The 25,043-nt window shown below is 72.1% G+C and carries 25 protein-coding genes and 2 pseudogenes; 13 read left to right on the forward strand and 14 right to left on the reverse strand.

Annotated features, from left to right (window positions below):
- Positions 1-5: 5 nt before the first annotated feature.
- From MVA48_RS11180 to MVA48_RS11215, 9 genes are read right to left on the reverse strand one after another with little or no spacing between them, the layout of a single operon-like run.
- Positions 6-851, reverse strand: coding sequence for a HipA family kinase (locus MVA48_RS11180; RefSeq protein WP_246988812.1), 846 nt, complete (start codon positions 849-851; stop codon positions 6-8).
- On the reverse strand, positions 845-1,657 hold the full coding sequence (locus MVA48_RS11185) for a hypothetical protein (RefSeq protein WP_246988814.1): 813 nt from the start codon (positions 1,655-1,657) through the stop codon (positions 845-847). The genes MVA48_RS11180 and MVA48_RS11185 overlap by 7 nt, the downstream gene beginning before the upstream one ends.
- Positions 1,654-2,562 (reverse strand): ABC transporter ATP-binding protein, encoded by a 909-nt coding sequence (locus MVA48_RS11190; RefSeq protein WP_246988816.1) that lies wholly within the window; start codon positions 2,560-2,562, stop codon positions 1,654-1,656. The genes MVA48_RS11185 and MVA48_RS11190 overlap by 4 nt, the downstream gene beginning before the upstream one ends.
- Positions 2,563-2,611: 49 nt before the next feature.
- On the reverse strand, positions 2,612-3,433 hold the full coding sequence (locus tag MVA48_RS11195; protein WP_246988818.1) for a formate/nitrite transporter family protein: 822 nt from the start codon (positions 3,431-3,433) through the stop codon (positions 2,612-2,614).
- Positions 3,434-3,470: 37 nt separating this feature from the next.
- Positions 3,471-4,091, reverse strand: coding sequence for a hypothetical protein (locus tag MVA48_RS11200; RefSeq protein WP_246988820.1), 621 nt, complete (start codon positions 4,089-4,091; stop codon positions 3,471-3,473).
- 59 nt (positions 4,092-4,150) lie between these two features.
- Positions 4,151-5,020: an aldehyde dehydrogenase family protein gene (locus MVA48_RS23435; protein ID WP_256461149.1), complete on the reverse strand. Its 870-nt coding sequence runs from the start codon at positions 5,018-5,020 to the stop codon at positions 4,151-4,153.
- A complete protein-coding gene (locus MVA48_RS23440) occupies positions 4,960-5,730 on the reverse strand; it encodes an aldehyde dehydrogenase family protein (RefSeq protein WP_256461150.1) in 771 nt (256 codons plus the stop codon). The genes MVA48_RS23435 and MVA48_RS23440 overlap by 61 nt, the downstream gene beginning before the upstream one ends.
- Positions 5,731-5,760: 30 nt before the next feature.
- Positions 5,761-6,492 (reverse strand): FAD-binding oxidoreductase, encoded by a 732-nt coding sequence (locus MVA48_RS11210; protein ID WP_246988822.1) that lies wholly within the window; start codon positions 6,490-6,492, stop codon positions 5,761-5,763.
- Positions 6,485-7,093 carry a sulfite oxidase-like oxidoreductase gene (locus MVA48_RS11215; protein ID WP_246988824.1) on the reverse strand — a complete coding sequence of 203 codons (609 nt, stop codon included), beginning with the start codon at positions 7,091-7,093 and terminating at the stop codon, positions 6,485-6,487. Before MVA48_RS11215 ends, MVA48_RS11210 begins: the two co-directional genes overlap by 8 nt.
- Before the next feature lie 139 nt (positions 7,094-7,232).
- Here MVA48_RS11215 and MVA48_RS11220 point away from each other — a divergent pair, with 139 nt between their 5' ends.
- The 5 genes from MVA48_RS11220 to MVA48_RS11240 all read left to right on the forward strand — a co-directional run bounded on the left by MVA48_RS11220 (position 7,233) and on the right by MVA48_RS11240 (position 11,313).
- The gene (locus MVA48_RS11220; RefSeq protein ID WP_246988826.1) at positions 7,233-7,934 is read left to right on the forward strand and encodes a succinate dehydrogenase cytochrome b subunit; all 702 of its coding nucleotides are present in this window, start codon (positions 7,233-7,235) and stop codon (positions 7,932-7,934) included.
- Positions 7,935-7,948: 14 nt separating this feature from the next.
- Positions 7,949-9,895: a fumarate reductase/succinate dehydrogenase flavoprotein subunit gene (locus MVA48_RS11225; RefSeq protein WP_246988828.1), complete on the forward strand. Its 1,947-nt coding sequence runs from the start codon at positions 7,949-7,951 to the stop codon at positions 9,893-9,895.
- Complete coding sequence (locus tag MVA48_RS11230; protein WP_246988830.1) at positions 9,892-10,707, forward strand: succinate dehydrogenase/fumarate reductase iron-sulfur subunit; 816 nt, start codon at positions 9,892-9,894, stop codon at positions 10,705-10,707. The genes MVA48_RS11225 and MVA48_RS11230 overlap by 4 nt, the downstream gene beginning before the upstream one ends.
- Before the next feature lie 67 nt (positions 10,708-10,774).
- On the forward strand, positions 10,775-10,951 hold the full coding sequence (locus MVA48_RS11235) for a hypothetical protein (RefSeq protein ID WP_246988832.1): 177 nt from the start codon (positions 10,775-10,777) through the stop codon (positions 10,949-10,951).
- 5 nt (positions 10,952-10,956) lie between these two features.
- On the forward strand, positions 10,957-11,313 hold the full coding sequence (locus MVA48_RS11240) for a PaaI family thioesterase (RefSeq protein WP_246988834.1): 357 nt from the start codon (positions 10,957-10,959) through the stop codon (positions 11,311-11,313).
- Here the strand turns inward: MVA48_RS11240 and MVA48_RS11245 are convergent.
- A complete protein-coding gene (locus MVA48_RS11245; protein WP_246988836.1) occupies positions 11,306-12,079 on the reverse strand; it encodes a putative bifunctional diguanylate cyclase/phosphodiesterase in 774 nt (257 codons plus the stop codon). The genes MVA48_RS11240 and MVA48_RS11245 overlap by 8 nt on opposite strands.
- Before the next feature lie 320 nt (positions 12,080-12,399).
- On the opposite strand from MVA48_RS11245, the gene MVA48_RS11250 reads away from it, so the two are divergent.
- Both MVA48_RS11250 and MVA48_RS11255 read left to right on the forward strand, forming a co-directional pair.
- Positions 12,400-12,786, forward strand: coding sequence for an MmcQ/YjbR family DNA-binding protein (locus MVA48_RS11250; RefSeq protein WP_246988838.1), 387 nt, complete (start codon positions 12,400-12,402; stop codon positions 12,784-12,786).
- A gap of 618 nt (positions 12,787-13,404) precedes the next feature.
- A pseudogene (locus MVA48_RS11255) lies at positions 13,405-15,449 on the forward strand (putative bifunctional diguanylate cyclase/phosphodiesterase).
- A gap of 3 nt (positions 15,450-15,452) precedes the next feature.
- Here MVA48_RS11255 and MVA48_RS11260 read toward each other — a convergent pair.
- From MVA48_RS11260 to MVA48_RS11270, 3 genes are read right to left on the reverse strand one after another with little or no spacing between them, the layout of a single operon-like run.
- Complete coding sequence (locus MVA48_RS11260) at positions 15,453-16,349, reverse strand: DUF1028 domain-containing protein (RefSeq protein ID WP_246988840.1); 897 nt, start codon at positions 16,347-16,349, stop codon at positions 15,453-15,455.
- Between the two features lie 40 nt (positions 16,350-16,389).
- A complete protein-coding gene (locus MVA48_RS11265) occupies positions 16,390-17,379 on the reverse strand; it encodes an adenosine deaminase (RefSeq protein ID WP_246988842.1) in 990 nt (329 codons plus the stop codon).
- Positions 17,380-17,417: 38 nt separating this feature from the next.
- Positions 17,418-18,410: an LLM class flavin-dependent oxidoreductase gene (locus tag MVA48_RS11270; RefSeq protein ID WP_246988844.1), complete on the reverse strand. Its 993-nt coding sequence runs from the start codon at positions 18,408-18,410 to the stop codon at positions 17,418-17,420.
- A 171-nt stretch (positions 18,411-18,581) separates the two neighbouring features.
- On the opposite strand from MVA48_RS11270, the gene MVA48_RS11275 reads away from it, so the two are divergent.
- From MVA48_RS11275 to MVA48_RS11285, 3 genes and pseudogenes are all read left to right on the forward strand, one after another.
- A complete protein-coding gene (locus tag MVA48_RS11275; protein WP_246988846.1) occupies positions 18,582-18,728 on the forward strand; it encodes a hypothetical protein in 147 nt (48 codons plus the stop codon).
- Between the two features lie 108 nt (positions 18,729-18,836).
- Positions 18,837-19,331, forward strand: a complete 495-nt coding sequence (locus MVA48_RS11280) for a hypothetical protein (RefSeq protein ID WP_246988848.1) — start codon at positions 18,837-18,839, stop codon at positions 19,329-19,331.
- A 121-nt stretch (positions 19,332-19,452) separates the two neighbouring features.
- Positions 19,453-20,792 (forward strand): annotated as a pseudogene (locus MVA48_RS11285) (multicopper oxidase family protein).
- A 12-nt stretch (positions 20,793-20,804) separates the two neighbouring features.
- Here MVA48_RS11285 and MVA48_RS11290 read toward each other — a convergent pair.
- Positions 20,805-21,419: a hypothetical protein gene (locus MVA48_RS11290; RefSeq protein ID WP_246989176.1), complete on the reverse strand. Its 615-nt coding sequence runs from the start codon at positions 21,417-21,419 to the stop codon at positions 20,805-20,807.
- A gap of 236 nt (positions 21,420-21,655) precedes the next feature.
- Here MVA48_RS11290 and MVA48_RS11295 point away from each other — a divergent pair, with 236 nt between their 5' ends.
- The 3 genes from MVA48_RS11295 to MVA48_RS11305 are packed head-to-tail and all read left to right on the forward strand — an operon-like array spanning position 21,656 to position 25,043.
- Positions 21,656-22,486: a hypothetical protein gene (locus MVA48_RS11295; protein ID WP_246988852.1), complete on the forward strand. Its 831-nt coding sequence runs from the start codon at positions 21,656-21,658 to the stop codon at positions 22,484-22,486.
- A gap of 2 nt (positions 22,487-22,488) precedes the next feature.
- On the forward strand, positions 22,489-24,288 hold the full coding sequence (locus tag MVA48_RS11300) for a fumarate reductase/succinate dehydrogenase flavoprotein subunit (protein WP_246988854.1): 1,800 nt from the start codon (positions 22,489-22,491) through the stop codon (positions 24,286-24,288).
- The gene (locus MVA48_RS11305) at positions 24,285-25,043 is read left to right on the forward strand and encodes a succinate dehydrogenase/fumarate reductase iron-sulfur subunit (protein WP_246988856.1); all 759 of its coding nucleotides are present in this window, start codon (positions 24,285-24,287) and stop codon (positions 25,041-25,043) included. Before MVA48_RS11300 ends, MVA48_RS11305 begins: the two co-directional genes overlap by 4 nt.

Below are 25,043 nucleotides of genomic sequence, written 5' to 3' on the forward strand. Positions count from 1 at the left end.
CTGGCTCACTCCCTCCGGTGGCGGCGGGCCCAGCCACGACGGCCGGTTCTCCCCCGCGGCGCGCGGCGGCGGCCTCCCGCGCCCGCCCGGGCAGCGTCGACCAGCCCGGGGAGCCAGGCGTCGCGGGCGGCCAGCCGGGCGAGCAGTTGGTCGGCGTAGCGGGCGCGCACGGCGGCCGGGGGCTCCTCGGCCGACTCGCCCTCCAGCCACTCGTCGGGCACGAGGGCCAGGACGCCGTCCAGCAGCCTCCGGTCCACGCGTGGGGCGAGCGCGGCGTCGGCGGCCGGCACGTCGGGGTCGCACTCGACCAGCGCGTGGGCGGATGCGTCGTAGGGGCGGCTCACCGCGGCCGCGGCACCGGGCCAGTGGTGGTGGAAGGTCAGCGCGGCGCCATGGTCGATCAGCTGCAGGCGGCCGTGCCAGAAGAGCATGTTGGGGTTGCGCCACGACCGGTCGACGTTGCCGATGAGCGCGTCGAACCACAGCACCCGCCCGGCCAGCCCGGGGTCGACACCGTCGGCACCGGCCTCGAAGTCCAGCGCCCCGGGCAGGTAGTCCAGCCCGAGGTTGCGGCCCGCGGAGCGCTGCAGCAGCTCCTGCACCTCGACGTCCGGCTCCCCGACCGCCAGCTGCGGGGCCACGTCGACCGTGACCAGCGTCGGCACGGGCAGCTCGAGCGCGCGAGCCAGCTCGCCGCAGACCACCTCGGCGACCAGGACCTTGACCCCCTGGCCGGCGGCCCGCCACTTGACGACGTACGTGCCGAGGTCGTCGGCCTCCATGAGCCCGGGCAGCGAGCCACCCTCGCGCAGCGGGGTGACGTAGCGGGTGGCGGTGACGGCGGTCAGCACAGTGGGTCCAACCTACGGGGTGCGCTGCGGCTGGAGCTCCAGCTCCACGGGACACACGTGCGGCGACGTCCCGAGGGCTGGACGTCGCGCCGCTCCAGCACGACCACCGCGAGCACCCACGCGCCGGCGGCCCAGGCCGCCGTGACCGCCGTGCCCACCTGCCAGCTGGTCGCCTCGGCGAGGAAGGTGTCCCGCCCCACGCGCAGGGCCGGCATGACCCTCGCCAGCTCGGCGACGCGCTCCGGCGCCAGGGCGACCAGGAGGGGGACGAAGAACACCAGCCCCATGCCCACGCCGACGCCGCCGGCCGACGACCGCAGCACCGTGCCGACCGCCAGCGCCAGCACCGTGATGAGGGTGGCAGCCGCGATCTGGAGGCCGACGACCTGCAGCACGGGCCGGCCCAGCAGCGACACCCCGCCGGGGACCTCGGTGAGCCGGCCGGCGGCGAAGGCGCACAGCAGCCCGAGGGCGCCGGAGAGGACGGCGACCGTGGCGGCCAGGACCAGCGTCTTCGCCACCAGCAGCCGGGTGCGCCGGGGCACCGCCGTGAACGTCGCGAGCGCGCTGCCGGTGCCGAACTCGCTGGTGACCGCCAGCACGCCGAGGACGACGAGGACGAGCTGCCCGAAGCCGAAGCCGGTCAGCGCCGTCTCCACCGCCAGCTCCGGTCGCGGCGACGTCTGCGTGCCCGCGGCGGCCAGCCAGCCCGACGCGCACACGACGAGGACGAACACCGCGGTGCACCAGGCGGCGAACCGCACCGACCACAGCTTCGTCCACTCGCTGCGCAGCAACGCGGTCACGGCGCCGCCCGGTACTCGACCGGGTAGTCGACATGGTCGCCGGTCAGCGCGAGGTACGCCGCCTCCAGCGAGGCGGTCACCCGGGCCAGCTCGTGCACCGGGACGTCCCGGGCGTAGGCCACGTCACCGACCTCTGCGGCGCTCAGGCCCTCGACCAGCAGGGCGCCGTCGACCGCCCGCTCCACGCGCGCGCCCGCGTGCCCGAGCGCCTGGGCCAGCGCCACGGACTGTGGGGTGCGCACACGCACCGCGCAGTGCCGGCCGAGCAGCTCGGCCATCGGCACGTCGGCCAGCAGCCGACCGCGCCCGAGCACGACGAGGTGGTCAGCGGTGTCCTCCATCTCGCTCATGAGGTGGCTCGAGACGAGGACCGTCCGCCCCTCGCCGGCGAGGTGGCGCAGCAGGTCGCGGATCCACCGGATCCCCTCGGGATCGAGCCCGTTGACCGGCTCGTCGAGCAGCACCTCGGGGTCGCCGAGCAGCGCAGCCGCCATGCCGAGCCGCTGGCCCATGCCGAGCGAGAAGCCGCCCACCCGGTCGTGCGCCACGTCGGCCAGTCCGACCAGCTCGATCACCTCGTCCACGCGGTCCCGCGGGAGCCGGTTGCTCTCCGCCAGGACGAGCAGGTGCGCGTAGGCGGTGCGCGCGGGATGCCGGGCGCGGGCCTCGACCAGCGCGCCGACGGAGCGCAGCGGCCGGTCCAGCTCCCGGTAGGGCCGGCCGAGCACCGTCGCCGAGCCGGCCGTCGGCCGGGTGAGCCCGAGGATGCAGCGCATCGTCGTCGTCTTGCCCGAGCCGTTGGGGCCGAGGAAGCCGGTGACCCGCCCGGGCTCGATGGTCACGGTGACGTCGTCGACGGCGACCCGGCGGCGGTACGTCTTGGTCAGGCCGACGAGCTCGATCACCGGCCCGCATGACCAGCGCCGTCGGAGCCAGGCGCGAGGCGCGCCCCCGTCAGCGGCCGTTCTGGGCCGCGGCCCGCTCGCGCTCGATGAGGTCCTTGCTGCGCACCAGGCGTAGGAGCGTGACCACCAGAAGGCCGCCGGCCATGTTCAGCAGCGTCGTGTACCAGAACCAGGCCAGCCAGTCCGCGTAGCCGAACGGCGCCCCGGCGTGCAGCGCGCCGAAGATGATCAGCGAGTCCAGGATCGAGTGGAAGAGCCCCAGGCCCGCCAGGACGAACCCGCCCACCACCGCCGCCACGATCTTTCCGCCCTCGCTGTGGGCGCCGTGCTGCATCCGGGTCATGAGCGTGATCACGCTGCCGGCCAGGAACGCCAGGCAGACCGCCCGCAGGTCCAGCGGCGCGTCGACGTACGCGATCGCCGACTCGACGGCCGTCGTCCCGAGCGGTGGCAGGGCGTGGACGATCAGCCACATGACGACCCACCCGCCCACAAGGTTGGCGACCAGCGTGCCGCCCCACAGCTTCGCCAGCTGACGCGGTGCGGCCCGGCCGGCGACCACTGCGGTCACCGGCACGAGGAATCCCTCGGTGAACAGCTCGCTGCGGGCCAGCAGCAGCGCGATGAACCCGATGCTGAACGCCAGGCCGGCCAGCAGATGACTGCCGGTCTCGGCGTACACCGCCAGGAGGGACAGCACACCGATGGCGACCTCGAGGCCACCCGCCAGTCCGGTCGTCAGCACCTCACGCCACGACCGGTGCAGCCGCTGCGCCCCCTCGTCGACGATCCGGTCGAAGGCCTGGGCGAGCTCGTCCTCGGCCGGAGCGTCTGTCGTGCCGAGCTCTTCCCGGGTCCGATCGGCGCTCACCGCGCCCGTCTACCCGCGCCGCCGCTGCGGGCACACCTCAGCGACGGGGCGTCGGCGGGTAGGGCCCGGGCGGAGGACCGGGAGCCGGCGGAGGGACGTAGTGGCCGGGGGCAGGTGGCGTGTACTGCTGCGGTGTGTAGTACTGCGGCGGGTAGTGCTGCGGCGGGTAGTGCTGGGGTGACGCGTGGAGCACCGGCTGCGGCTGGTCGTCCACGAACGGGATCTTGACGCTGTACTGCTGGTAGAGCTTCACGCCGTCGTCGACCGACAGGTGGCCGTACTGGAGGAGGCTGGCCAGTCCCTCCAGCTCGGCGTTCGCCGCCTCGGCGCTGCTGAGCCTCGCGACGTCGTCCTGGGACTTGCCGAGGTTGGTCAGCACCGCGGCGCCCACGGACACCAGCAGCGCGAGCAGGCAGAGCACCCGCCAGACGGGCTCGTCGGTGGTGAGCCCGAACATGTCCTGCACGGTCTCGGCGAACGGCTCGCCGCCGAACGCCGGTCCAGCGGTGAAGACCGCCGCCATCGAACTGAGGACGACGGTGATGGTGGCCCGCCGCCGGGTCCGCGGCCGGTGGGCGCGGAGGAAGGCCTGCACCGAGGCGCGGCGCGCCTCGATGCGCCAGAGGAGGTCCTGCCGGAGCTGGTTGTCGTCGGCCATGAGCCGTCTCCCGCCTGGCGATGTGCGCCTGAGGGAAGGGTAGCGACGACGGCGCCCGATCAGTCGAGGAAGCGCGCCCGCCTGAGGACCTTGAGCCCGGCGGTCATGACCGTGGCGTAGCGCTCCAGCGGCAGCCCGGGCAGCGGACCGACCGGCAGCACCCGCTGGACGGCGACGGTCTGGGTCTCGCAGTACTTGACGATCCCCTCGCGGCCGTGCCGGCGGCCGACTCCGGAGTCCTTCATCCCGCCCATCGGCGCGTCGTGCGACGCCCACGCGGCGGCGTAGCCCTCGTTGACGTTCACCGTGCCGGCCTGGATGCGCGTGGCCACCTCGGCGCCGTGCGCGGAGGTCGACCAGATGCTGGCGTTCAGCCCGTAGCAGGTGTCGTTGGCGCGCTCCACGGCCTCGTCGACGTCCCGGACCCGGCTCACCGCGACGACCGGCCCGAAGGTCTCGTCACGGGCCAGCTCCATCTCGTCGGTGACGCCCTCCAGCACCGTCGGCTCGTAGAACAGCGGGCCGAGGTCGGGACGCGCCCGGCCACCGGCGAGCACCCGAGCCCCCTTCGCCACCGCGTCGTCGACGTGGCGGGAGACGACGTCGAGCTGGTCCTGACTGACCAGCGAGCCCATCTCGGCGTCCCAGGTCAGCCCGGCCGCGAGCCGGATGTTCCTCACCCGCTCGACGAACGCCGGGACGAAGCGGTCGTAGACCGCGTCCTCGACGTACATCCGCTCCACGCTGATGCACAGCTGGCCGGAGTTCGAGAAGCAGGCGCGCACCGCGCCCTCCACCGTCTTGTCCAGGTCGGCGTCGGCGAGCACGAGCATCGGGTTCTTGCCGCCGAGCTCGGCGGAGAAGCCGATCAGCCGGCGGGCGCACTGCTCGGCGACGATCCGCCCGGTCGCGGTCGAGCCGGTGAACATGAGGTAGTCGACGCCCTCGATGAGGGGGTCCCGAGATCGCGGCCGGCGCCGGTGACCACCTGGAACAGCTCCTGCGGGAGGCCGGCCTCGTACAGCAGCTCCACCGCGATCAGGGCGGTGAACGGGGTCTGCGCGTCGGGCTTGAGGACGACGCCGTTGCCGGCGAGGAGGGCCGGGATCGCGTCGGACACGGCGAGGGTCAGCGGATAGTTCCAGGGGCTGATGACGCCGACCAGCCCCTTCGGGTGGTGGTGCTCGACCGTCCGGGTCAGCACGGGCAGTGCCCCCTGCCGGCGGCGCGGACGGAGGTGCCGTGCCGCGGAGCGGGCGTAGTACCGGGCGGTCATCGCGACGTCGGCGAGCTCCTCGAACGCGCTCACCCGCGCCTTGCCCGTCTCGGCCTGCGCGACGTCGAGCACCAGCTCCTGCCGCTCGAGGATCAGGTCGTGGAAGCGCAGCATCACCGCGCACCGGTCGGCCAGCGGGCGGGCGGCCCAGGCGCGCTGCGCGGCCCGCGCGCGACGCTGCGCCTCCTGGACGTCCTCGGCAGTGCACGTCGGCACCTCGCCGACCACCGCGCCGTCGAAGGGCGCGTACGAGGTCTGCCGTGGCCGCTCCGGCGCGGCGGTGACCAGGCCGGCCAGCCGCCCCACCAGGGCGGCCTCGAGCGGGCTGGTGGCGACGGGCGAGGTCGGGGCTGTCGTCGTCATACCGGCTCCCCTACCCGCGGGTAGCCGGGTTCAGGCGGGGACGCCGCTGGGACCGAACCGCTCGACCCGGATGCCGTTGGCCGGGAACCCGAGGTCGACCAGGATCCGGCTGGCCGACTCGGCGAAGGAGGTGCCGCCGCAGACGAAGGCCTTCTGACCCGGCTCCCACAACGGGATGAGCTCGCCTGCGGTCAGCCGACCGGCCGGGCGGATGCCGTTCGCCTCCCGCGTCAGCACGATCAACGCACCGGCCTCGCGGAGCTCGCCGGCGTAGGGCAGCTCGGCCATGGTCCGGCTGGAGACGGCGATGCGCAGCAGGTCCGGCCGGCCGATCGCCCGCGCGTGGCGCAGCATCGCCACGAACGGGACGACGCCGTACCCCCCGGCGAGGAGCAGCGCGGGCGTCTCGCCGTCCCACACGAACCACCCGCCGATCGGGCCCCGCACCTCGAGCTCGTCGCCCGGCTCGACGACGTCGGCCAGGTACGTCGACACCTCGCCGTCGGCCAGCCGCTCGACGCACAGCTCGACCAGCGGATCGCCCGGGGCCGACGCGACGGAGTAGGAGCGCTGGGCGGTGTAGCCGTCCTCGGCGGTCAGCCGCACGACGTAGTGCTGGCCGGGCAGGTGATCGACCCGGTCGTGGACGTCGAGGCGCAGCTCCACCATGCGCTGCAGCGGCCGCCGCACACCGGCGACCGACGCCGTCCGCCAGCCCCCGGTGGGCGCATCGGGGACACCGGCGCCCAGTACCTCAGTCACCCTGGTACCGCTGCTGCCGCCACGGGTCGCCCCGGTCGTGGTAGCCGTTCTGCTCCCAGAACCCGGGCTGGTCACGCGTCATGAGGGACAGCCGCGAGATCCACTTCGCGCTCTTCCAGAAGTACAGGTGCGGGACCAGCAGCCGCACCGGACCGCCGTGCTCGATCGGCAGGGGCTTGCCGTCGAACTCCCAGACGATCCAGGCCTTGCCGCCGGTGACGTCCTCGAGCGGGAGGTTGGTCGTGTAGCCCGTCTTCGACGTCGCCATCACGAAGTGCGCGTCAGGGGTCGGCCGCGCCGCCTCCAGCAGGGTGTCGACGCTGACCCCGCCGAAGCGGGTGTCGAACTTCGACCAGGTCGTCACGCAGTGGATGTCGCCGAGGTACTCCGAGAACGGCAGCCGGTGCGCCTCGTCCCACGTCCAGGTGGTGGGCGACTCGACCTTGCCGTCGACCGTGAGGCTCCACGTCTCGGGGACGATGCGGGGGGTGGGCTCGGCGGTGAGCACCGGCCAGCCCGAGCCGACGTCGTACTGGCCGGGAGGCAGCCGTGGGTTGGCCTCGCGACGCCGTCCGAGGAAGCCTCTCGTCGGTCCTGGCACGTCGTCCTCCCTGCGGATCCGGCGGAGCTGCCGCGACCGTCCGACCCTAGTGCCGGACGGAAGTGAGGGCAGCCTTACATGATCCGAGTCACCTCGCGTTTACCTCGCCGCAACGCCTGCTTGGATCTAGCTTTGACCTGTGGTGACGGTGACGGACCAGGTCCAGCGCAGGACTCCCAAGCAGGCGAAGACCAGCTCGGTCTTCAAGAAGATCATCATGGCGGTCAGTGGCCTGATCCTGGTGCTGTACCTGATCGCCCACATGATCGGGAACCTCAAGGCCTTCTCGGGCCGCGACGAGTTCAACCACTACTCCGAGTGGCTCCGCACGATCGGCAACCCGGCCCTGCCGGGCGCGACCGCGCTGTGGATCATCCGGATCGTCCTGCTGGTCGCCGTGGCCGCCCACATCTGGGCCGCCGTCTCGCTGTGGCGGCAGGCGAAGCGGGCCCGTCCGCAGGGCTACGTGACCAAGAAGGCCGTGGCCCAGAGCTACGCCTCCCGCACGATGCGCTGGGGCGGCGTGATCATCGCCGCCTTCGTCATCTGGCACCTCCTCGACCTGACCTGGGGCACGGTCAACAGCCAGGGCGACGCCTCTCCCTACGACCGCCTGGTCGCCAGCTTCTCCAACCCGGTGTCCACCGCCTTCTACGCGATCGCCGTGATCCTCGTCGGCATGCACCTGCGGCACGGCATCTGGAGCGCCACCCAGACGCTGGGGCAGAGCAACCGGCGGCGGGAGCGGACCGTCAACTACGCCGCCACCGCGATCGCCACGGTCCTGACGCTCGGGTTCCTGCTCGTGCCGTTCTCCGTCCTCTTCGGGCTCGTCGACTAAGGAGCTCCCCTGCAATGCCTCTGGACCTCTTCACCGTCGGCGAGCCCCTCGTCGACACCAAGGCTCCCGCCGACGTGCCGATCGGCGAACGCTGGAGCCAGCGCCGTTTCCGGGGTCGCCTGGTGAACCCGGCGAACCGCCGCAAGATGACGATCATCGTGGTGGGCACCGGCCTGGCCGGCGGCTCGGCCGCGGCGACCCTCGGCGAGGCCGGCTACAAGGTCAAGTCCTTCTGGTACCAGGACAGCCCCCGGCGGGCGCACAGCGTCGCCGCGCAGGGCGGCATCAACGCCGCGAAGAACTACCGCAACGACGGCGACAGCGTCTACCGGCTGTTCTACGACACGATCAAGGGCGGCGACTTCCGCTCGCGCGAGAACAACGTGCACCGCCTCGCCGAGGTCAGCGTCAACATCATCGACCAGTGCGTGGCGCAGGGCGTGCCCTTCGCCCGCGAGTACGGCGGCCTGCTCGACAACCGCTCCTTCGGTGGCACGCAGGTCTCCCGCACCTTCTACGCCCGCGGCCAGACGGGCCAGCAACTGCTCTACGGGGCCTACCAGGCGCTGGAGCGGCAGATCGCGGCGGGCAGCGTCGAGCAGCACGCACGCACCGAGATGCTCGACCTGATCGTCGTCGACGGCCGCGCCCGCGGCATCGTCGCCCGCGACCTGGTGACCGGCGAGGTCAGCACGCACTTCGCCGACGCCGTCGTCCTGGCCACCGGCGGGTACGGCAACGTGTTCTACCTGTCGACCAACGCCATGGGCTCCAACGCCACGGCGATCTGGCGGGCGCACAAGAAGGGCGCGTACTTCGCCAACCCCTGCTACACCCAGATCCACCCCACCTGCATCCCGGTCAAGGGCGACTACCAGTCCAAGCTCACGCTGATGAGCGAGTCGCTGCGCAACGACGGCCGCGTGTGGGTGCCCAAGGAGCGCGGCGACACCCGCGACCCGCGGGAGATCCCCGAGGACGAGCGCGACTACTACCTCGAGCGGATCTACCCCTCCTTCGGCAACCTGGTCCCCCGCGACATCGCCTCGCGGGCGGCCAAGAACGTCTGCGACGAGGGCCGCGGCGTCGGCCCCGGCGGACTGGGCGTCTACCTGGACTTCGCCGACGCGATCGCGCGCCTGGGCCGGCCCGCCGTCGAGGCCAAGTACGGCAACCTCTTCGACATGTACGCCCAGATCACGGGCGAGGACCCCTACTCGGTCCCGATGCGGATCTACCCGGCCGTGCACTACACGATGGGCGGGCTGTGGGTCGACTACGACCTCCAGTCGTCGATCCCCGGCATGTTCGTCATCGGCGAGGCCAACTTCTCCGACCACGGCGCCAACCGGCTCGGCGCGAGCGCGCTGATGCAGGGCCTCGCCGACGGCTACTTCGTGCTCCCCGCCACCATCACCGAGTACCTGGCCGACGGGCCGTTCGAGAAGGTCGACGACACCCACCCGGCCGCGATCGAGGCGCTGCAGGGCGTCCAGGCCCAGGTGCAGAAGCTGCTCAACATCAACGGCACCCGCACCCCGGCGTCCTTCCACCGGGAGCTCGGCAAGCTGATGTGGGACCTCTGCGGCATGGAGCGCTCCGAGGAGAGTCTGCGCAAGGCGCTGGACCGGATCCCGGAGATCCGCCAGGAGTTCTGGACCAACGTCAAGGTGTCGGGCGACTGGCACTCGTTCAACCAGACCCTGGAGATGGCCGGCCGGGTCGCGGACTTCATCGAGCTCGCCGAGCTGATGTGCGTCGACGCCCTGCACCGCAACGAGAGCTGCGGTGGCCACTTCCGCGCGGAGAGCCAGACGCCGGACGGCGAGGCGCTGCGCGACGACGAGAACTTCGCCTACGTGGCGGCCTGGGAGTGGACGCCCGAGGGGCAGCCGCCGGTGCTGCATCGGGAAGCCCTCGAGTACGAGTACGTCCACCTCGCACAGCGGAGCTACAAGTGACGATCACCCAGGATGGCCCCCACTCGACCCCGGGCGGGTCGTCGGAGAAGCGGGGCATGAACCTCACGCTGCGCGTCTGGCGGCAGAAGGACCCGTCGGTCAAGGGCAAGATGGTGACCTACAAGGTCACCGACATCTCGCCGGACATGTCGTTCCTCGAGATGCTCGACGTGCTCAACGAGCAGCTGATCATGCAGGGCGACGACCCGGTCGCCTTCGACCACGACTGCCGCGAGGGCATCTGCGGCATGTGCGGCCTCATGATCAACGGTGAGGCGCACGGGCCGCAGCAGACGACGACGTGCCAGCTGCACATGCGCTCGTTCAAGGACGGCGACAAGATCGACATCGAGCCGTGGCGGGCCAGCCCGTTCCCGGTGATCAAGGACCTGGCGGTCGACCGTCGCGCGTTCGACCGGATCATCCAGGCCGGCGGCTACATCTCCGTGCCGACCGGCACCGCGCCCGAGGCGCACTCGATGCCGGTGCCGAAGAAGGACGCCGACGCCGCCTTCGACGCGGCCACCTGCATCGGCTGCGGCGCCTGCGTGGCCGCGTGCCCGAACGGCTCCTCGATGCTGTTCACCGCCGCGAAGGTCACCCATCTCGGCCTGCTCCCCCAGGGGCAGCCCGAGCGCAACGACCGGGTGGTCAACATGGTGGCCCAGCAGGACCGCGAGGGCTTCGGTGGCTGCACCAACATCGGCGAGTGCTCGGCGGCCTGCCCCAAGGGCATCTCGATGGAGACCATCTCCCGGCTCAACCACGACCTGCTCGGCGCGCTCCGGGCCGGAGCGCGCCCCAAGAGCTGACGTGCAGCGGGGCGAGCTTTCTGTACAGAAAGCTGACAACCTGGGTTCGATGTGTGAACCTAGGGTTATGACGGCTGAGCTGACGACCGACTCCACCCCCGCGGCCTGGGGGGAGCCGCGCTCCCGCACCGTGACCTGGCACGACCCCATGGTCACCGCGGCCGGTGCGCTCGAGCGGTCCGGGCTCGAGACGATGGAGGCCATCCGGGACGGCGTCCTGCCCCCTCCCCCATCGCGATGCTGATGCAGATGGGCATCACGGCACTCGAGGAGGGGCGGGTGGAGTTCACCTGCACCCTGGACGAGTCGGTCTACAACCCCATCGGCGTCGTCCACGGCGGCCTCGTGTGCACGATGCTCGACACGGTCGCCGGCTGCGCGGTGCACACCACGCTGCCATCGGGAGTCGGCTACACCTCGATCGAGCTCAAGGTGAACTACCTGCGCGCGGTGCACGCGAGCAGCGGCCCGCTGACCGCGATCGGTCGGGTGGTCAAGCCCGGGCGGAGGGTGGCGTTCGCCGAGGGGGAGGTCCTGGACGCGAACGGTCGCCAGGTGGCCACGGCGTCCAGCTCGCTGCTGGTGTTCCCGCTCCCCGCTAGCTGATCGGCGTCCGCGCCGCCCGCTGGGCCAACCAGGCCCAGAGCTGGTCCGCCGGCAACGGCCGGCTCAGGTGGTAGCCCTGGACGAGGTCGCAGCCCAGGCCGGCCAGCGCGTCGACGGTCTCCTGGTCCTCGGCGCCCTCGGCGACCAGGGTCAGGTCGAGCGCGTGCGCGAGCTGCAGGGTGGAGGTCACGATCGACGCTGCCCGCGAACTCCCGGTCATCGCCCCGATGAACACCCGGTCCAGCTTGAGCTCGGTCACCGGCAGCGCGGCCAGGTACGCCAGGTTGGAGTAGCCCGTGCCGTAGTCGTCGATCGAGACGCCGACCCCGGCGTCGCGCAGCCGGGACAGGACACGCACCGCCCGCTCGCGGTCTTCCATGAGGATGCTCTCGGTCACCTCGAGGACCAGCGCCGTCGGCGGCAGGTCGTGGCGCCGCAGCACCGTCGCGACCTCGTCGGGGAACTCCTCGTCGACCAGGTTCGAGGGGCTGACGTTCACCGACACGGTGAGCAGGCCGCCGTCGTCGGCCCACCGCCGGCACTGAGCCAACGCCATGTCGACGACCGCCGAGGTCAGCCGGCTCATGAGCCCCGCCGACTCGGCCAGGTCGATGAACGCGTCGGGGAACAGGAGGCCGCGCGTCGGGTGCTGCCAGCGCACCAGCGCCTCGACGCCGTCCACCTCGCCGGTCGCCAGCGCCAGCTTGGGCTGGTAGTGCAGCACGAGCTGTCCCTCGGCGATGCCGGCGCGCAGCTGCTCGACCACCTCGACCCGGTGCCGTCCCTCACCGTCGCGCTCGTCGTCGTAGAGAGCCCGCCCGCGAGCAGTGCCAGCGCCCAGGTGCCCCCGAAGAGCACCCCGAGGAGACGGACGGTACGCAGCCGTCGGTCGGCGGCGCGTCCGTGGACGCCCGCCGTCGCGGCGTCGGACCGCTGGTTGCGCAGCCCCCGTATCGGCACGCCGGTGCCGCCTCTGCAGTGAGTTCTCCACGCGCTCCCCGTCCGGGGGAGCAACGCCCGTGACCAGGGCTCGCCCTGGACGACGTCCACCGCGGCTGCCACGCTCCGGGACGGGAGGGTGGCGCGATGGCGACCTGGGACGACGTGGCACGGATCTGCCTGGCCTTGCCGGCGACGACCGAGGCCACCTCGTGGGGGTCGCGCGCCTGGAAGGTCCGCGACAAGACCTTCGTCTGGGAGCGCCCGCTCCGCAAGAAGGACCTCGCCGAACTCGGCCGGACCGCGCCGACCGGGCCGGTGATCGGCGCGGCGGTGCCCGACGAGGGCGCGAAGGCGGCCCTGATCGCCGAGGAGCCGGCGGTCTACTTCACGACATCGCACTTCGACGGCTACCCCGCGGTCCTCTGCCGGCTCGACCGGCTGGACGAGCAGGCGCTGCGCGAGCTGGCGGAGGAGGCGTGGGCGAGCAAGGCCCCCCGCCGCCTGGTCGCCGAGCACCGGGTCGGCGACTGACCCCGCGCTCTGTCTCGACTGGCGCCCTGCACTTCAGTCAGGAGTGATCCGGACCGATGAACGTGTGGTCGTGACCATGCGGGAGGCGGTGGAACTGTGCGCAAGCAAGGCGGAGGACAGGAACGGCGCGGCGCCCTGCCGCTGTCACGCCGCGGCCAGGCCACCTTCATCGGCGGCCTGATCGCCGCCCTGCTCGCCGTCGCCGCCCTGCTGGGCCCTGCGCACGCCGACCGGGAGCCCTACCTGCCGGGGTTGGACCTGCCGGTGTGGGCCATGGTGCTCGCGACGACGCTCGCCTTCGCGGCGACCGACGTGTTCGTCCTCAACGTGCAGGCGCGGCGGGAGACGCAGACGGTCTCGCTGAGCGAGATCCCGCTGGTCCTCGGCCTCTTCCTCGTCTCACCGGTCGCGCTGTTCGCGGGCCGCCTGCTCGGTTCCGCGGTGGCCATGATCGGCTTCCGCCGCTCACCGCCGCTCAAGGTCGCCCTCAACCTCTCGCTCATCGCGTCCGAGACGGCCGTGAGCGTCAGCGTCTTCCTGGCGCTCGCTCCGCTGGAACCCGGGGTGGGACCGGTCGCGTGGCTGGCGGCCTACGCGGCTGCGCTGGCCGCCGACCTCATGGCCGCCCTGGCGATCTCGAGCATCATCGCCGTGCGCGACGGTGGAGTGAACTTCCGGTCCCTGCTCTCGGGAGCCGGCTCCCTGCAGGTGCCCACCGTGGCGGTGACCCTCGGACTCGTCTGCGTCGTCAGCGTGCACGCGGCTCCCGTGAGCGCGTGGCTGCTCGTGACCTTCGGCGTCCTGCTGCTGCTGGCCTTCCGCAGCTACGCGTCGCTGACCGAGCGCCACACGGATCTCGAGCGCCTGTACCGGTTCAGCCAGGCGGTCGGCAGCGCCTCCGAGCTCGACGAGGTCATGCGCAACGTGCTCGAGGAGGCCAAGGAGCTGCTCCGGTCGGAACGCGCGACCGCGGCGTTCACCGGCCCCGGCGGGGAACTCGTCGCCCGGGTCCGCATGGACGCAGCCGGTCGGCTGTCGCGGTCCGAGGAACCGGCCGGACCGGAGGACGCCTGGCTGCTCGACCAGGTCGTCGGCGGGGGGCGGCCGGTCCTGATGCCGCGGTCCACGCGCGCGCCCGAGGCCCGCCGCTGGCTGGAGATCTACGGCATGCGCGACGCCGTCGCCGTCCCGCTGACCGGCTCCTCGGGCATCGTGGGCGCCCTCGTCGTCGCCGACCGGCTCGGCGACGTCCGCACCTTCGAGGAGGCCGACGCCCTGCTGCTGGAGACGGTGGCGAGCCATGCGGCGGTCGCGCTACGCAACGGCGAGCTGATCGGACAGCTCCGGCACGAGGCCTTGCACGACTCGCTCACCGGCCTGCCCAACCGCGCGGACCTGCAGCGACGCCTCACGGCCTCCCTGGTCCCGGCCGCCGACGGATCGGTGGCGCCCGTCGCGGTCATGGTGCTCGACCTCGACGAGTTCAAGCAGGTCAACGAGACGCTGGGGCACCAGCAGGGCGACAACCTGCTGCGCGAGGTCGGTCTCCGGCTCGAGGGAGTCATCGGGGACAGCGGAACGGTGGCCCGGCTCGGCGCCGACGAGTTCGCCGTCCTCGTACCCGCCGCCGGGGACGAGGACCGCGTGGTGCACCTGGCCCGCCGGGCGTTGCGGGCGCTGGAGCGGCAGGTGCCCCTCGCCGGCATGCCGGTGGAGATCGGCGGCTCCGTCGGGATCGCCCTCGCCCCGGGCCACGGGACCGACGCCACGGCGCTGCTCAAGCGGGCCGACACCGCCATGCACGAGGCCAAGTCATCGACCGACCGGGTGCGGCTGTACGAACCGGGGCTGGACTGTGACAGCCCCCGACGACTGACGCTGGTGTCGGAGCTCCGGTCGGCCGTCCACGAGGGACTGATCGAGGTCCACGTGCAGCCGCAGGCCGCGCTCGCGGATGGCCGGATCACCGGTGTCGAGGCCCTCGTCCGGTGGGAGCATCCGACACTGGGCCGGGTCAGCCCGGACGAGTTCATCCCCGTCGCCGAGCGCAGTGGGCTCATCGGTCCGCTGACCACGCGCGTACTGGACACGACCCTGGAGGCCTGCTCCCGTTGGCGGGACGCGGGGCACGACCTCGGCGTCGCGGTGAACCTGTCGACCCACAGCCTGCGGGAGCACGACCTCGTGCGGCTGGTGGGCATGCTGCTGGAGACCCACGAGGTGCCGGCCGACCGGCTGACGCTCGAGGTGACCGAGAGCTCGGTGATGGTCGATCCCACTCGTGCGGCGCCGTCCTGGACGGCCTCCGGGGGCTGGGGGTGCGGCTGTCGGTGGACGACTTCGGCACGGGCCACTCGTCGCTGTCCTACCTGCAGCGCCTGCCGGTGCAGGAGGTCAAGATCGACCGCAGCTTCGTGACGACGCTCGGCTCGGCCGTGGAGAGCTCGGCCATCGTGCGGGCGATCGTCGACCTCGGCCGGCACCTCGGGCTCGAGGTGGTCGCCGAGGGCGTCGAGGACGCCGCGACGTGGGAGCTGCTGGCCTCGCTCGGGTGCGACTTCGTGCAGGGCTGGCACCTGGCCCGCGCGATGCCCATCGAAGAGCTGCTCCCCTGGCTCGCCGGCCGATCCGTCCAGACCCTCCCGAGCCCGCTACCCGGGTGACGGTCAGGAGGCGGGGAGGATCCGCTCGACGACGTCCGCGGGCAGAAGGCCGGCTCGCCCGAAGCGCCGTGCCGCCTCGACGAACTGCGGCGCGCACGACGAGAGGTCGGCGAGCATCTTGCGCGCGTCGTCCTCGCGGCCGGCCAGGGCGGCCACGACCGCCCGCCACAGCAGCTGGTCGGGCTCGGTGACGGGGTCCATCGGCCGCAGCAGCTCCAGCTCCCGGTCGGCGGTCAGCGCGTCGCCGTCGATGGCCTGCTGGAACGCCCGGACGACGTCCTGGTAGCGGGCCTTCGTGATCAGGAGATCGGTGAGCGCCGCGATGGGATCGGGTGAGTCGTCGACCCGCAGGTCGACGGCCATGTCGTGCCAGGGGCGACCGGTGGTCGACGGCCGGATCACCATGATCGCCGCCGACCGCCTGCCCCGGAAGTCGCCGCCGGCCTCCTCGGCGGCCTGCAGGGCGTTGAGGAGGCGCTGGGCGAGCGGGCCGGAGGAGTTCTCGAACCGCTCGACCATCGCGATCCAGACCTGCGGCGAGGCGACCATGTTGGCCAGGGCCACGCAGCCGTCGCCGACGAGGTGGCCGGCGGCCTCGACGCACTGTGCGCCGGTGTAGGCGGCCAGGTCCCCGTTCACGCCGAGGACGGCGACCTGGCGGCGCTCGGGCTGGGGGTCGACGCTGCTCAGTGCGGTGAGCACCTCCTGGGCGGTGAACCCGCCCTGGAGCAGTTCCAGGCCGACCGCGCCGTACATGGGCTCGGCCATCGACTGGGTGGCGATGACGCCGTGCCCGGGCAGCGCGAAGGGCACGCTGTTGCCCACGGCGAAGGCCTGGGACTGGGTCGCGACGCCCATCTCACCGGTGTCGGCGTCACGAGCCACGATCGAGTACGTCACGCACGACCCCTACCCGGCCCTCCCCGGGGGGCAAACCCCGTCACGCGGCCGCGACCGCATCGAGGTGGCGGGACTTGACCTCCTCCGGCAGGAAGCTGGCCCGGAAGCTGTTCTCCGCCAGCCGGCGCCGCTGCTCGGCGGTCAGGCCGAGCGCCCGGGTCACCGCGGTCACGTTGTCGTGCAGATAGCCGCCGAAGTAGGCCGGATCGTCGGAGTTGACGGTGGCCAGCAGCCCGTGGGCGAGCATGGCCGGCAGGGGGTGGTCCTCGAGCCGGGCGACGGTGCGCAGCGCCACGTTGGACAGGGGGCAGACGGTCAGCGGCAGCTGCTCCTCGCGCAGCCGAGCGACCAGGTCCCGGTCCTCCAGGCTGCGGTTGCCGTGGTCGACCCGCTCCACGCCCAGCCGGTCGAGGGCCGAACGGACGTACGCCGGCGGCCCCTCCTCCCCCGCGTGGGCCACCCGGTGCAGCCCCTCGTCGGCGGCCCGGGCGAACACCCGCTCGAAGCGCTCCGGCGGAAAGCCGACCTCGGCGCTGTCGAGGCCGACGCCGATGACCAGCCCGCGGTACGGGAGCAGCCGCGGGAGCAGCGCCTCGGCCTCGTCCGGGTCGCGGTCCCGGAGGAAGCAGGCGATCAGCCGGGCGGACATGCCGTGCCGCTCCTCGGCCCGGGCGAACGCCTCGCCCAGTCCCTCCATCACCACCTCGAGCGGCACGCCGCGGGCGAGGTGCGCCTGCGGATCGACGAACACCTCGGCGTGCCGGACGCCCTGCGCGGCCGCCCGGGCCAGGTAGGCGTCGGCGAGATCGACGAAGTCCTCGGGCCGCTGGAGGACCGCCATGAGCTCGTAGTAGAGGTCCAGGAAGGACTGCAGGTCCCGGAACGAGTAGGCGCGGCGCAGGTCGTCGAGCTCGGTCGAGCGCAGCGGCGTGCGGTTGCGGACGGCCAGGCGGAGCGCCAGCTCGGGCTCGAGGGTGCCCTCGATGTGCACGTGCAGCTCGGCCGTCGGCAGGATGGGAACGCTGGACACGCCCGGACCGTAGCGGCACGACCGCCGCGGGGCGCCGGTCAGGCGGCGGGGACGGCGTCCATCGCCTCGGCCAGCAGCGTGACCGACCGCAGCCGGCCCTCGGTCGTAGCCGACTGGTGCGCCACGATCAGCTCGTCGGCGTCGGCGAACCTCCGGAACTCGTCGAGGTACGGGCCGATCTGGTCGCGGGTGCCGACGGCGGTGTGCGTGAGCATCTGCCCGACGTGGTGGCCGGCGCCCTGCGCCAGCAGCTGGTCGGCCAGCTCGTCGGAGTAGGACTGCCCACGACCGAACAGGCCGACGGCCAGGTTGCGCCGGACCGCCTCGAGGTTCGCCTGGGCGGCAGCCGGGGTGTCGGCCGCGATGACGTTCACGCCGGCGATCACGTACGGGCGGTCGAGCTGCTCCGACGGCTGGAACTCCTGGCGGTACGCGGCCACGGCGTTGGCCAGCAGCCGTGGCGCGAAGTGCGAGGCGAACGCGAACGGCAGGCCGAGGGCGGCGGCCAGCGTCGCCCCGAACATCGACGACCCCAGGATGTACAGCGGGACGTCCGAGCCCTTGCCAGGTACGGCGTCGACGCCCGGCACGCGCGTCGCGCCGGTGAGGTAGCCCTGCAGCTCCAGCACGTCCTGCGGGAAGCGGTCGGCCGAGTTCGGGTCGCGGCGCAGCGCGTACATCGTGTTCTGGTCCGAGCCGGGCGCGCGGCCGAGCCCGAGGTCGATCCGCCCCGGGTACATCGCCTCGAGGGTGCCGAACTGCTCCGCGATGGTCAGCGGCGCGTGGTTGGGCAGCATGACGCCGCCGGCCCCGAGCCGGATCGTCCTGGTCTGCGCCCCGACGTGCGCGATCAGCACGCTGGTCGCCGACGAGGCGATCGACGGCATGTTGTGGTGCTCGGCGTACCAGACCCGCGCGTAGCCGTGCTCCTCCGCGCGCTGGGCGAGCGCGACGCTGGCGGCGATGCTGCTGCCCGCCGTCTCGCCGCGGGCGATCGGCGCCAGATCGAGGATGGACAGCGGAATGCGCATGAGCAGGTGCCTCTCGGATCGGTTGCCTGCTGCAACGCCCGACTCCTCGAGCTCCTTCCCGTGACGCACTGCGACGTTCGCCTCCACGGCCGGGTGAACGCCGCCCACCGCCGGGTGAACACCCGCCCGCCCGGTCACCGTCGGTGACCTCCGTGGGCCAGGATCCGGCCCGTGCACCGCTCCCTCGGACGGAAGATCGCGCAGTCGGTGGTGGCGCTCGCCGCCTGGGCCGCGGTGGTCGGACTCGGCACCTTCGGGACGTTCAGCGACCCGGCGACACCCTTCTCCGAGATCCGCGAGGACGCCCCTCCCGGCTGACCGCACGGTCGTGCACGAACACCTGTCGGTGTATCCCGGCGCGGGTGTACAACCTCCGACACCACGGGGGAGACCGCCCCTACGAGATTCCTCGAAGGGAACACGACCGTGAAGCAGACCTACCGCGTCCTCGCCGGGCTCGTCGCCCTCGGTGTGCTGGTGCAGGCGGCGGCGATCGCCTTCGGCTGGTTCGACGCCATCAGCGAGGTCGACAAGGGCGCCGTCATCGACGAGAACTACGAGGGCAACGCCGGACACATGATCCACGCCATCAACGGCATGCTCGTCATGCCTGCGCTGGGCCTGATCCTGCTGATCGTCTCGTTCTTCGCGGCGAAGCAGGTCCCGGGCGCGCGCATGTGGGCAGGCATCGTCTTCGGCCTGATCGTGCTCCAGGTGGCGCTCGCGTTCGCCGCGTTCAGCGCGCCGGTCGTGGGCACCCTGCACGGCATCAACGCGCTCGCCATCATCGGTGTGGCCGGGCGGGCAGCGGCCCTGACGCGCACCTCACCCGCCGCTGCGCGCCGGCAGATGACCGGACCGGTGGACGTGCCGGCGCAGAGCACCGGCTCGGCTGCCCCGCAGTCGACCCGCCCTGTCTGAGCGACCCCGCCGCCTGCGGTGGCGGCTGGTCGTCCCGCTCGCCGTCGTCCTCGCGGTCGCGGGGGTGCTCGGGTGGTCCTGGTGGTCGAGCCTCGTCCCGTCGACCTACTCGGTCATGGAGATGGGCCACACCGACCTCGGTGGTGGGTCCGCGGCCGGGCACGACCACGGCACGGGGCACAGCGGCGGACAGAGCGTCGCGGCGCTGACCGGTCCGCAGTCGGGGGACCCGGACGTCGCCGTCGAGCTGACGGCGGCGCGCGGGACGTTCGAACTGGCCGGCGGTGACCGGATCGAGGGCTACACGCTGAACGGGTCCTCCCCCGGCCCCGCGCTGGAGGTGCACCAGGGCGACCTGGTGCAGGTGACCCTGATCAACGCCGACGTGCCGGACGGCGTGACGCTGCACTGGCACGGGGTGGACGTGCCCAACGCCGAGGACGGCGTCGCCGGGGTCACGCAGGACGCGGTCGCGCCCGGCGAGAGCCACGTCTACCGGTTCGTGGCCGAGGACGCCGGCACGTACTGGTACCACTCGCACCAGGTCTCGCACAGGCAGGTGCGCGGCGGGCTCTTCGGCACGCTGGTCGTCCTGCCGGCGGGAGGGCGGGACGAGCAGGACGTCGTGGCGGCGGTGCACACCTACCAGGGACACCGGACCGTCAACGGCCGGACCGGCATCACCACGGTCGAGACGGAGCCCGGCCGGCCGGTGCGCGTGCGGCTGGTCAACACCGACAACGGACCGCTGCGCGCCTGGGTCAGCGGCGCCGCCTTCCGCGTGGTCGCCGTCGACGGGACCGACGTCCACGAGCCGACCGCGGTACGCAGCGAGGGCGTGCTCGTCACCGCCGGTGGGCGGCTCGACCTGCTCCTGGAGGAGCCGGCCCGCGTCAGCATCCGCGGCGGTGCGGCACTGGTCCTCGGGCCACGCGGCACCGACGTCCCGGAGGAACCGGAGCCGCCCGACGTGCTCGACCTGCTGGACTACGGGACCGCGGTCGAGCTGGGCTTCGATCCCGACCGGGCCGACCGCGACTTCAGGTACGAGATCGGCCGGCGGATCGGCTTCCTCGACGGCCGCCCCGGGTTCTGGTGGACCGTGAACGGCCGTCTCTTCCCCGACGTCCCGATGTTCCACGTCGCGGAGGGGGACGTCGTCCGGATGACGATCACCAACGACAGCGGGGACGTGCACCCCATGCACCTGCACGGCCACCATGCCGTCGTCCTGTCGCGGGACGGCGTGCCGCCACCGGCAGTCCGTGGTGGGTCGACTCGCTCAACGTCGCCGACGGGGAGAGCTACGAGGTCGCCTTCGTCGCGGACAACCCCGGCATCTGGATGGACCACTGCCACAACCTCGACCACGCCCGCGACGGGCTGGTGGCGCACCTGGCTTACGCCGGGGTCACCGAACCGTTCACGGTCGGCGGCGAGCACGACAACGCGCCGGAGTGACCCGGCGCCGGGTCAGCGGCTCTGCAGGGCGTCGAGCGCGACGGCCATGGAGGCGGCGACGCGGAAGTCCAGGCGCGGGTCGGGCACCTGCACGTCGTAGCGGTCGCGGATGGCCTTGACCCGTTCGCTGACCATGACGACCTGACCGGAGGCGGTGTCGACGAAGTCGAAGTGGAAGATGAACGGCACCCAGACGTCGCCGAGATACGGGATGAGCTCCCAGATGCGGCGCAGGATGGCGATGAACGGACGCCGTTCGCGGCCGACGGCCTGCAGACCCGGCGCGGCCAGGTTCCAGGTCGAGCGCAGCAGGCTGGCGCCGAACTGCTTGCCGAAGTAGCCCAGCTGCTGCCCGTACTCGTCGAACACGTCGTGCTCGGCGTGCACGTCGAGCCGCTGCCGGGCCTTGAAGGAGAAGACCACCCGGCTCTTGGACTCGTCGGAGAAGAAGCGGACCTCCTCCTTGATCTTCATGCGCTTCTGCTCGGCCAGCGCCATGAGCGGACCCTCGCTGCCGTCCGGGTTGGCCGCACGGATCTCGTAGCGGTTGATCATCAGGGTGATCCGCTGCTTGACGAAGAACCGCGGCACCACCATGGGGGCCGGCGGCTGCTGCTCGTACGGCATGGACACGTCGGGGCTCCCAGGCTCTGCGGGCGGGGCGCCCATCCTGGCAGGGACCGAGGCCGCGGTGACCCCCGCCCGGCGCGGGCGACACACCGGCGCGACACGGATCGGGACCGGCCAGGGACTTTCGCCCCACCCGGCGTCCATGGTTCGCTGCGCTCCACCGGTGTGGGCGGCGTCACCAGGGAGCTGGAGGCACGGATGGCGATGGAACAGGACGAACCGGCAGGTCATCGGTGACGGCGACCGCCCCGCGTCGTACCGGCGCGGTCACCCCGGGGCGTGGCGACGGCGGGCCGGCTCCGCGCCGCGCGGCGATCGCACAGCGGACCCTGCGCACCGACCGGTGGTGGCTGCAGCCGCTGATCACCGTCGTCGCGCTGCTGCTGTTCATCGCCTACTCGACGTTCCGGGCGTTCCAGAACGCGCACTACTACGCCGCGCCCTACATCTCGCCGTTCTACTCGCCCTGCATCACCACCCGGTGCGAGGGCGGGACGTTCCCCGAGTTCTTCGAGGGCCCGGCCTGGATCTCCCCGGCCCTCTACATCCTCGTGCTGCCGCTGGGCATCCGGCTGACCTGCTACTACTACCGGAAGGCCTACTACCGGTCGTTCTGGCTGGCGCCGCCCGCGTGCGCGGTCGCCGAGCCGCACGGCCGCTACACCGGTGAGACGCGCCTGCCGCTGATCGGGCAGAACGTGCACCGCTACTTCCTCTACGCGGCGCTGGTCTTCAACGTGATCCTCTTCTACGAGGCGTTCGCGTCGTTCCGCGACGAGACCGGCGAGTGGGGGCACATGGGCCTCGGCACGCTCATCCTGCTGGTCAACGCCGTCCTGCTGTTCCTCTACTCGGTCTCCTGCCACTCCTGCCGGCACATCGTCGGCGGACGGCTGAACAGCTTCTCCAAGCACCCGCTGCGCTACAAGGCTTGGGGGGTCGTCTCGAAGCTCAACGCCCGCCACATGCAGTACGCCTGGGCGTCGCTGTTCACCGTCGCGTTCGCCGACTTCTACGTGTTCCTGCTGGCCACCGGCACGATCTCGGATCTGAGGTTCTTCTGACCATGGAACTGGAACGGCACGAGTACGACGTCGTGGTCGTCGGGGCGGGAGGTGCGGGCCTGCGGGCCGCGATCGAAGCCCACGAGTCGGGGGCGCGCACGGCTGTGGTGTGCAAGTCGCTGCTCGGCAAGGCGCACACGGTGATGGCCGAGGGCGGCATCGCGGCCGCCATGGCCAACCTCTGGCCGGACGACAACTGGCGGGTGCACTTCCGCGACACCATGCGCGGCGGCAAGATGCTCAACCACTGGCGCATGGCCCAGCTGCACGCCCAGGAGGCGCCCGACCGCGTGCGTGAGCTGGAGGACTGGGGCGCCCTCTTCGACCGCACACCTGACGGGCTGATCAGCCAGCGCGACTTCGGCGGGCACCGGTACGCCCGCCTCGCGCACGTCGGCGACCGCACGGGTCTGGAGCTCATCCGGACCCTGCAGCAGCGCACCGTCGCGCTCGGCATCGACGTCTACATGGAGTGCACCGTCACCCGGCTGCTGACCGACAGCAACGGGATCACCGGGGCGTTCGGCTACTGGCGGGAGTCCGGGCGGTTCGTCGCCTGGCAGGCGCCGTCGGTCGTGCTGGCCACGGGGGGCATCGGCAAGTCGTACAAGGTCACCTCCAACTCGTGGGAGTACACCGGCGACGGGCACAGCCTGGCGATGCAGGCCGGCGCGACGCTGGTCAACATGGAGTTCGTCCAGTTCCACCCGACCGGCATGGTGTGGCCGCCGTCCGTGCGCGGGATCCTGGTCACCGAGAGCGTCCGCGGTGACGGCGGCATCCTGAAGAACTCCGCCGGCAACCGGTTCATGTTCGACTACATCCCCGACTTCTTCCGCAAGGAGACGGCGGAGACCGAGGCCGAGGCCGACCGCTGGTACGAGGACAAGAAGAACAACCGCCGTCCTCCGGAACTGCTGCCGCGCGACGAGGTCGCCCGGGCGATCAACAGCGAGGTGAAGGCCGGTCGCGGGACGCCCCACGGCGGCGTCCACCTGGACATCGCCTCGCGCCGCACGCCGGAGTACATCCGCAAGCGGCTGCCGTCGATGTACCACCAGTTCAAGGAGCTGGCCGAGGTCGACATCACCGCCGAACCGATGGAGGTCGGCCCCACCTGCCACTACGTCATGGGCGGGGTGGAGGTCGACCCCGACACCGAGGCGGCGCGGGTGCCCGGGCTCTTCGCGGCGGGCGAGGTGGCCGGCGGCATGCACGGCTCCAACCGGCTCGGCGGCAACTCGCTGTCCGATCTGCTGGTCTTCGGCCGGCGCGCGGGGGCCGCCGCCGCCGCGCACGCGTCGAGTCGCCGGGGCAGCACGGGGCCCCTCTCGGACGACGACCTGGCCGACGCCGCCCGCGCCGCGCTCTCGCCCTTCGAGCGCGAGGGAGGGGAGAACCCGTACGCCGTCCAGCACGACCTGCAGCAGACGATGCACGACCTGGTCGGGATCATCCGGACGGCGGCCGAGATGGAGCAGGCGCTGGAGCGGATCGAGGCGCTCAAGGTGCGGGTCGCCAACCTCAGCGTCGAGGGCCACCGGCAGTACAACCCTGGCTGGCACCTCGCGCTCGACCTGCCGAACATGCTGATCGTCAGCGAGTGCATCGCGCGGGCGGCGCTGGAGCGGCAGGAGAGCCGCGGCGGGCACACGCGGGACGACTTCCCGGCCACGGATGCCGACTGGGCGCGGATCAACCTCGTCTGCTCGCCCACCGCCGGCGGCGGCGTGCAGGTGACGCGACAACCGCTGCCCCAGATGCCGGGCGAACTGGCCGAGATCTTCGAGGAGATCGCATGAGCTACCAGGGCCGGTTTCGGGTCTGGCGCGGGGACGCCTCGGGCGGCCAGTTGCAGGACTTCACCGTGGAGGTGAACGAGGGCGAGGTCGTGCTGGACATCATCCACCGGCTGCAGGCGACCCAGGCCGGCGACCTCGCCGTCCGCTGGAACTGCAAGGCCGGCAAGTGCGGCTCGTGCAGCGCCGAGATCAACGGCCGGCCGCGGCTGATGTGCATGACGCGGATGGGCACGTTCGGCGAGGACGAGACGGTCACGGTGACGCCCTTGCGCACCTTCCCCGTCATCCGCGACCTGGTCACCGACGTCTCGTACAACTACGAGGTCGCCTCGCGGATCCCGGCGTTCACCCCGCGGCCGCGGGAGGCCGACGGCAGCCACCGCATGCAGCAGATCGACGTCGAGCGCTCGCAGGAGTTCCGCAAGTGCATCGAGTGCTACCTCTGCCAGAACGTCTGCCACGTCATCCGTGACCACGAGGAGAACAAGGCGGCCTTCGCCGGCCCCCGGTTCCTCATCCGGCTGGCCGAGCTCGACATGCACCCGCTGGACACCGTCGACCGCAAGGACGTCGCGCAGGACGAGTTCGGCCTCGGCTACTGCAACATCACCAAGTGCTGCAGCGAGGTCTGCCCCGAGGGCATCCACCTCACCGACAACGGGATCATCCCGCTCAAGGAGCGCGTGGTGGACCGCAAGTTCGACCCGCTCACCTTCCTCGGGTCGGTGATCCGCCGCCGTCGGACAGGGGACTGA

Origin of the sequence: Blastococcus sp. PRF04-17 (genome assembly GCF_023016265.1) — a bacterium.
In the GTDB taxonomy this organism is placed as follows: Bacteria; Actinomycetota; Actinomycetes; order Mycobacteriales; family Geodermatophilaceae; genus Blastococcus_B.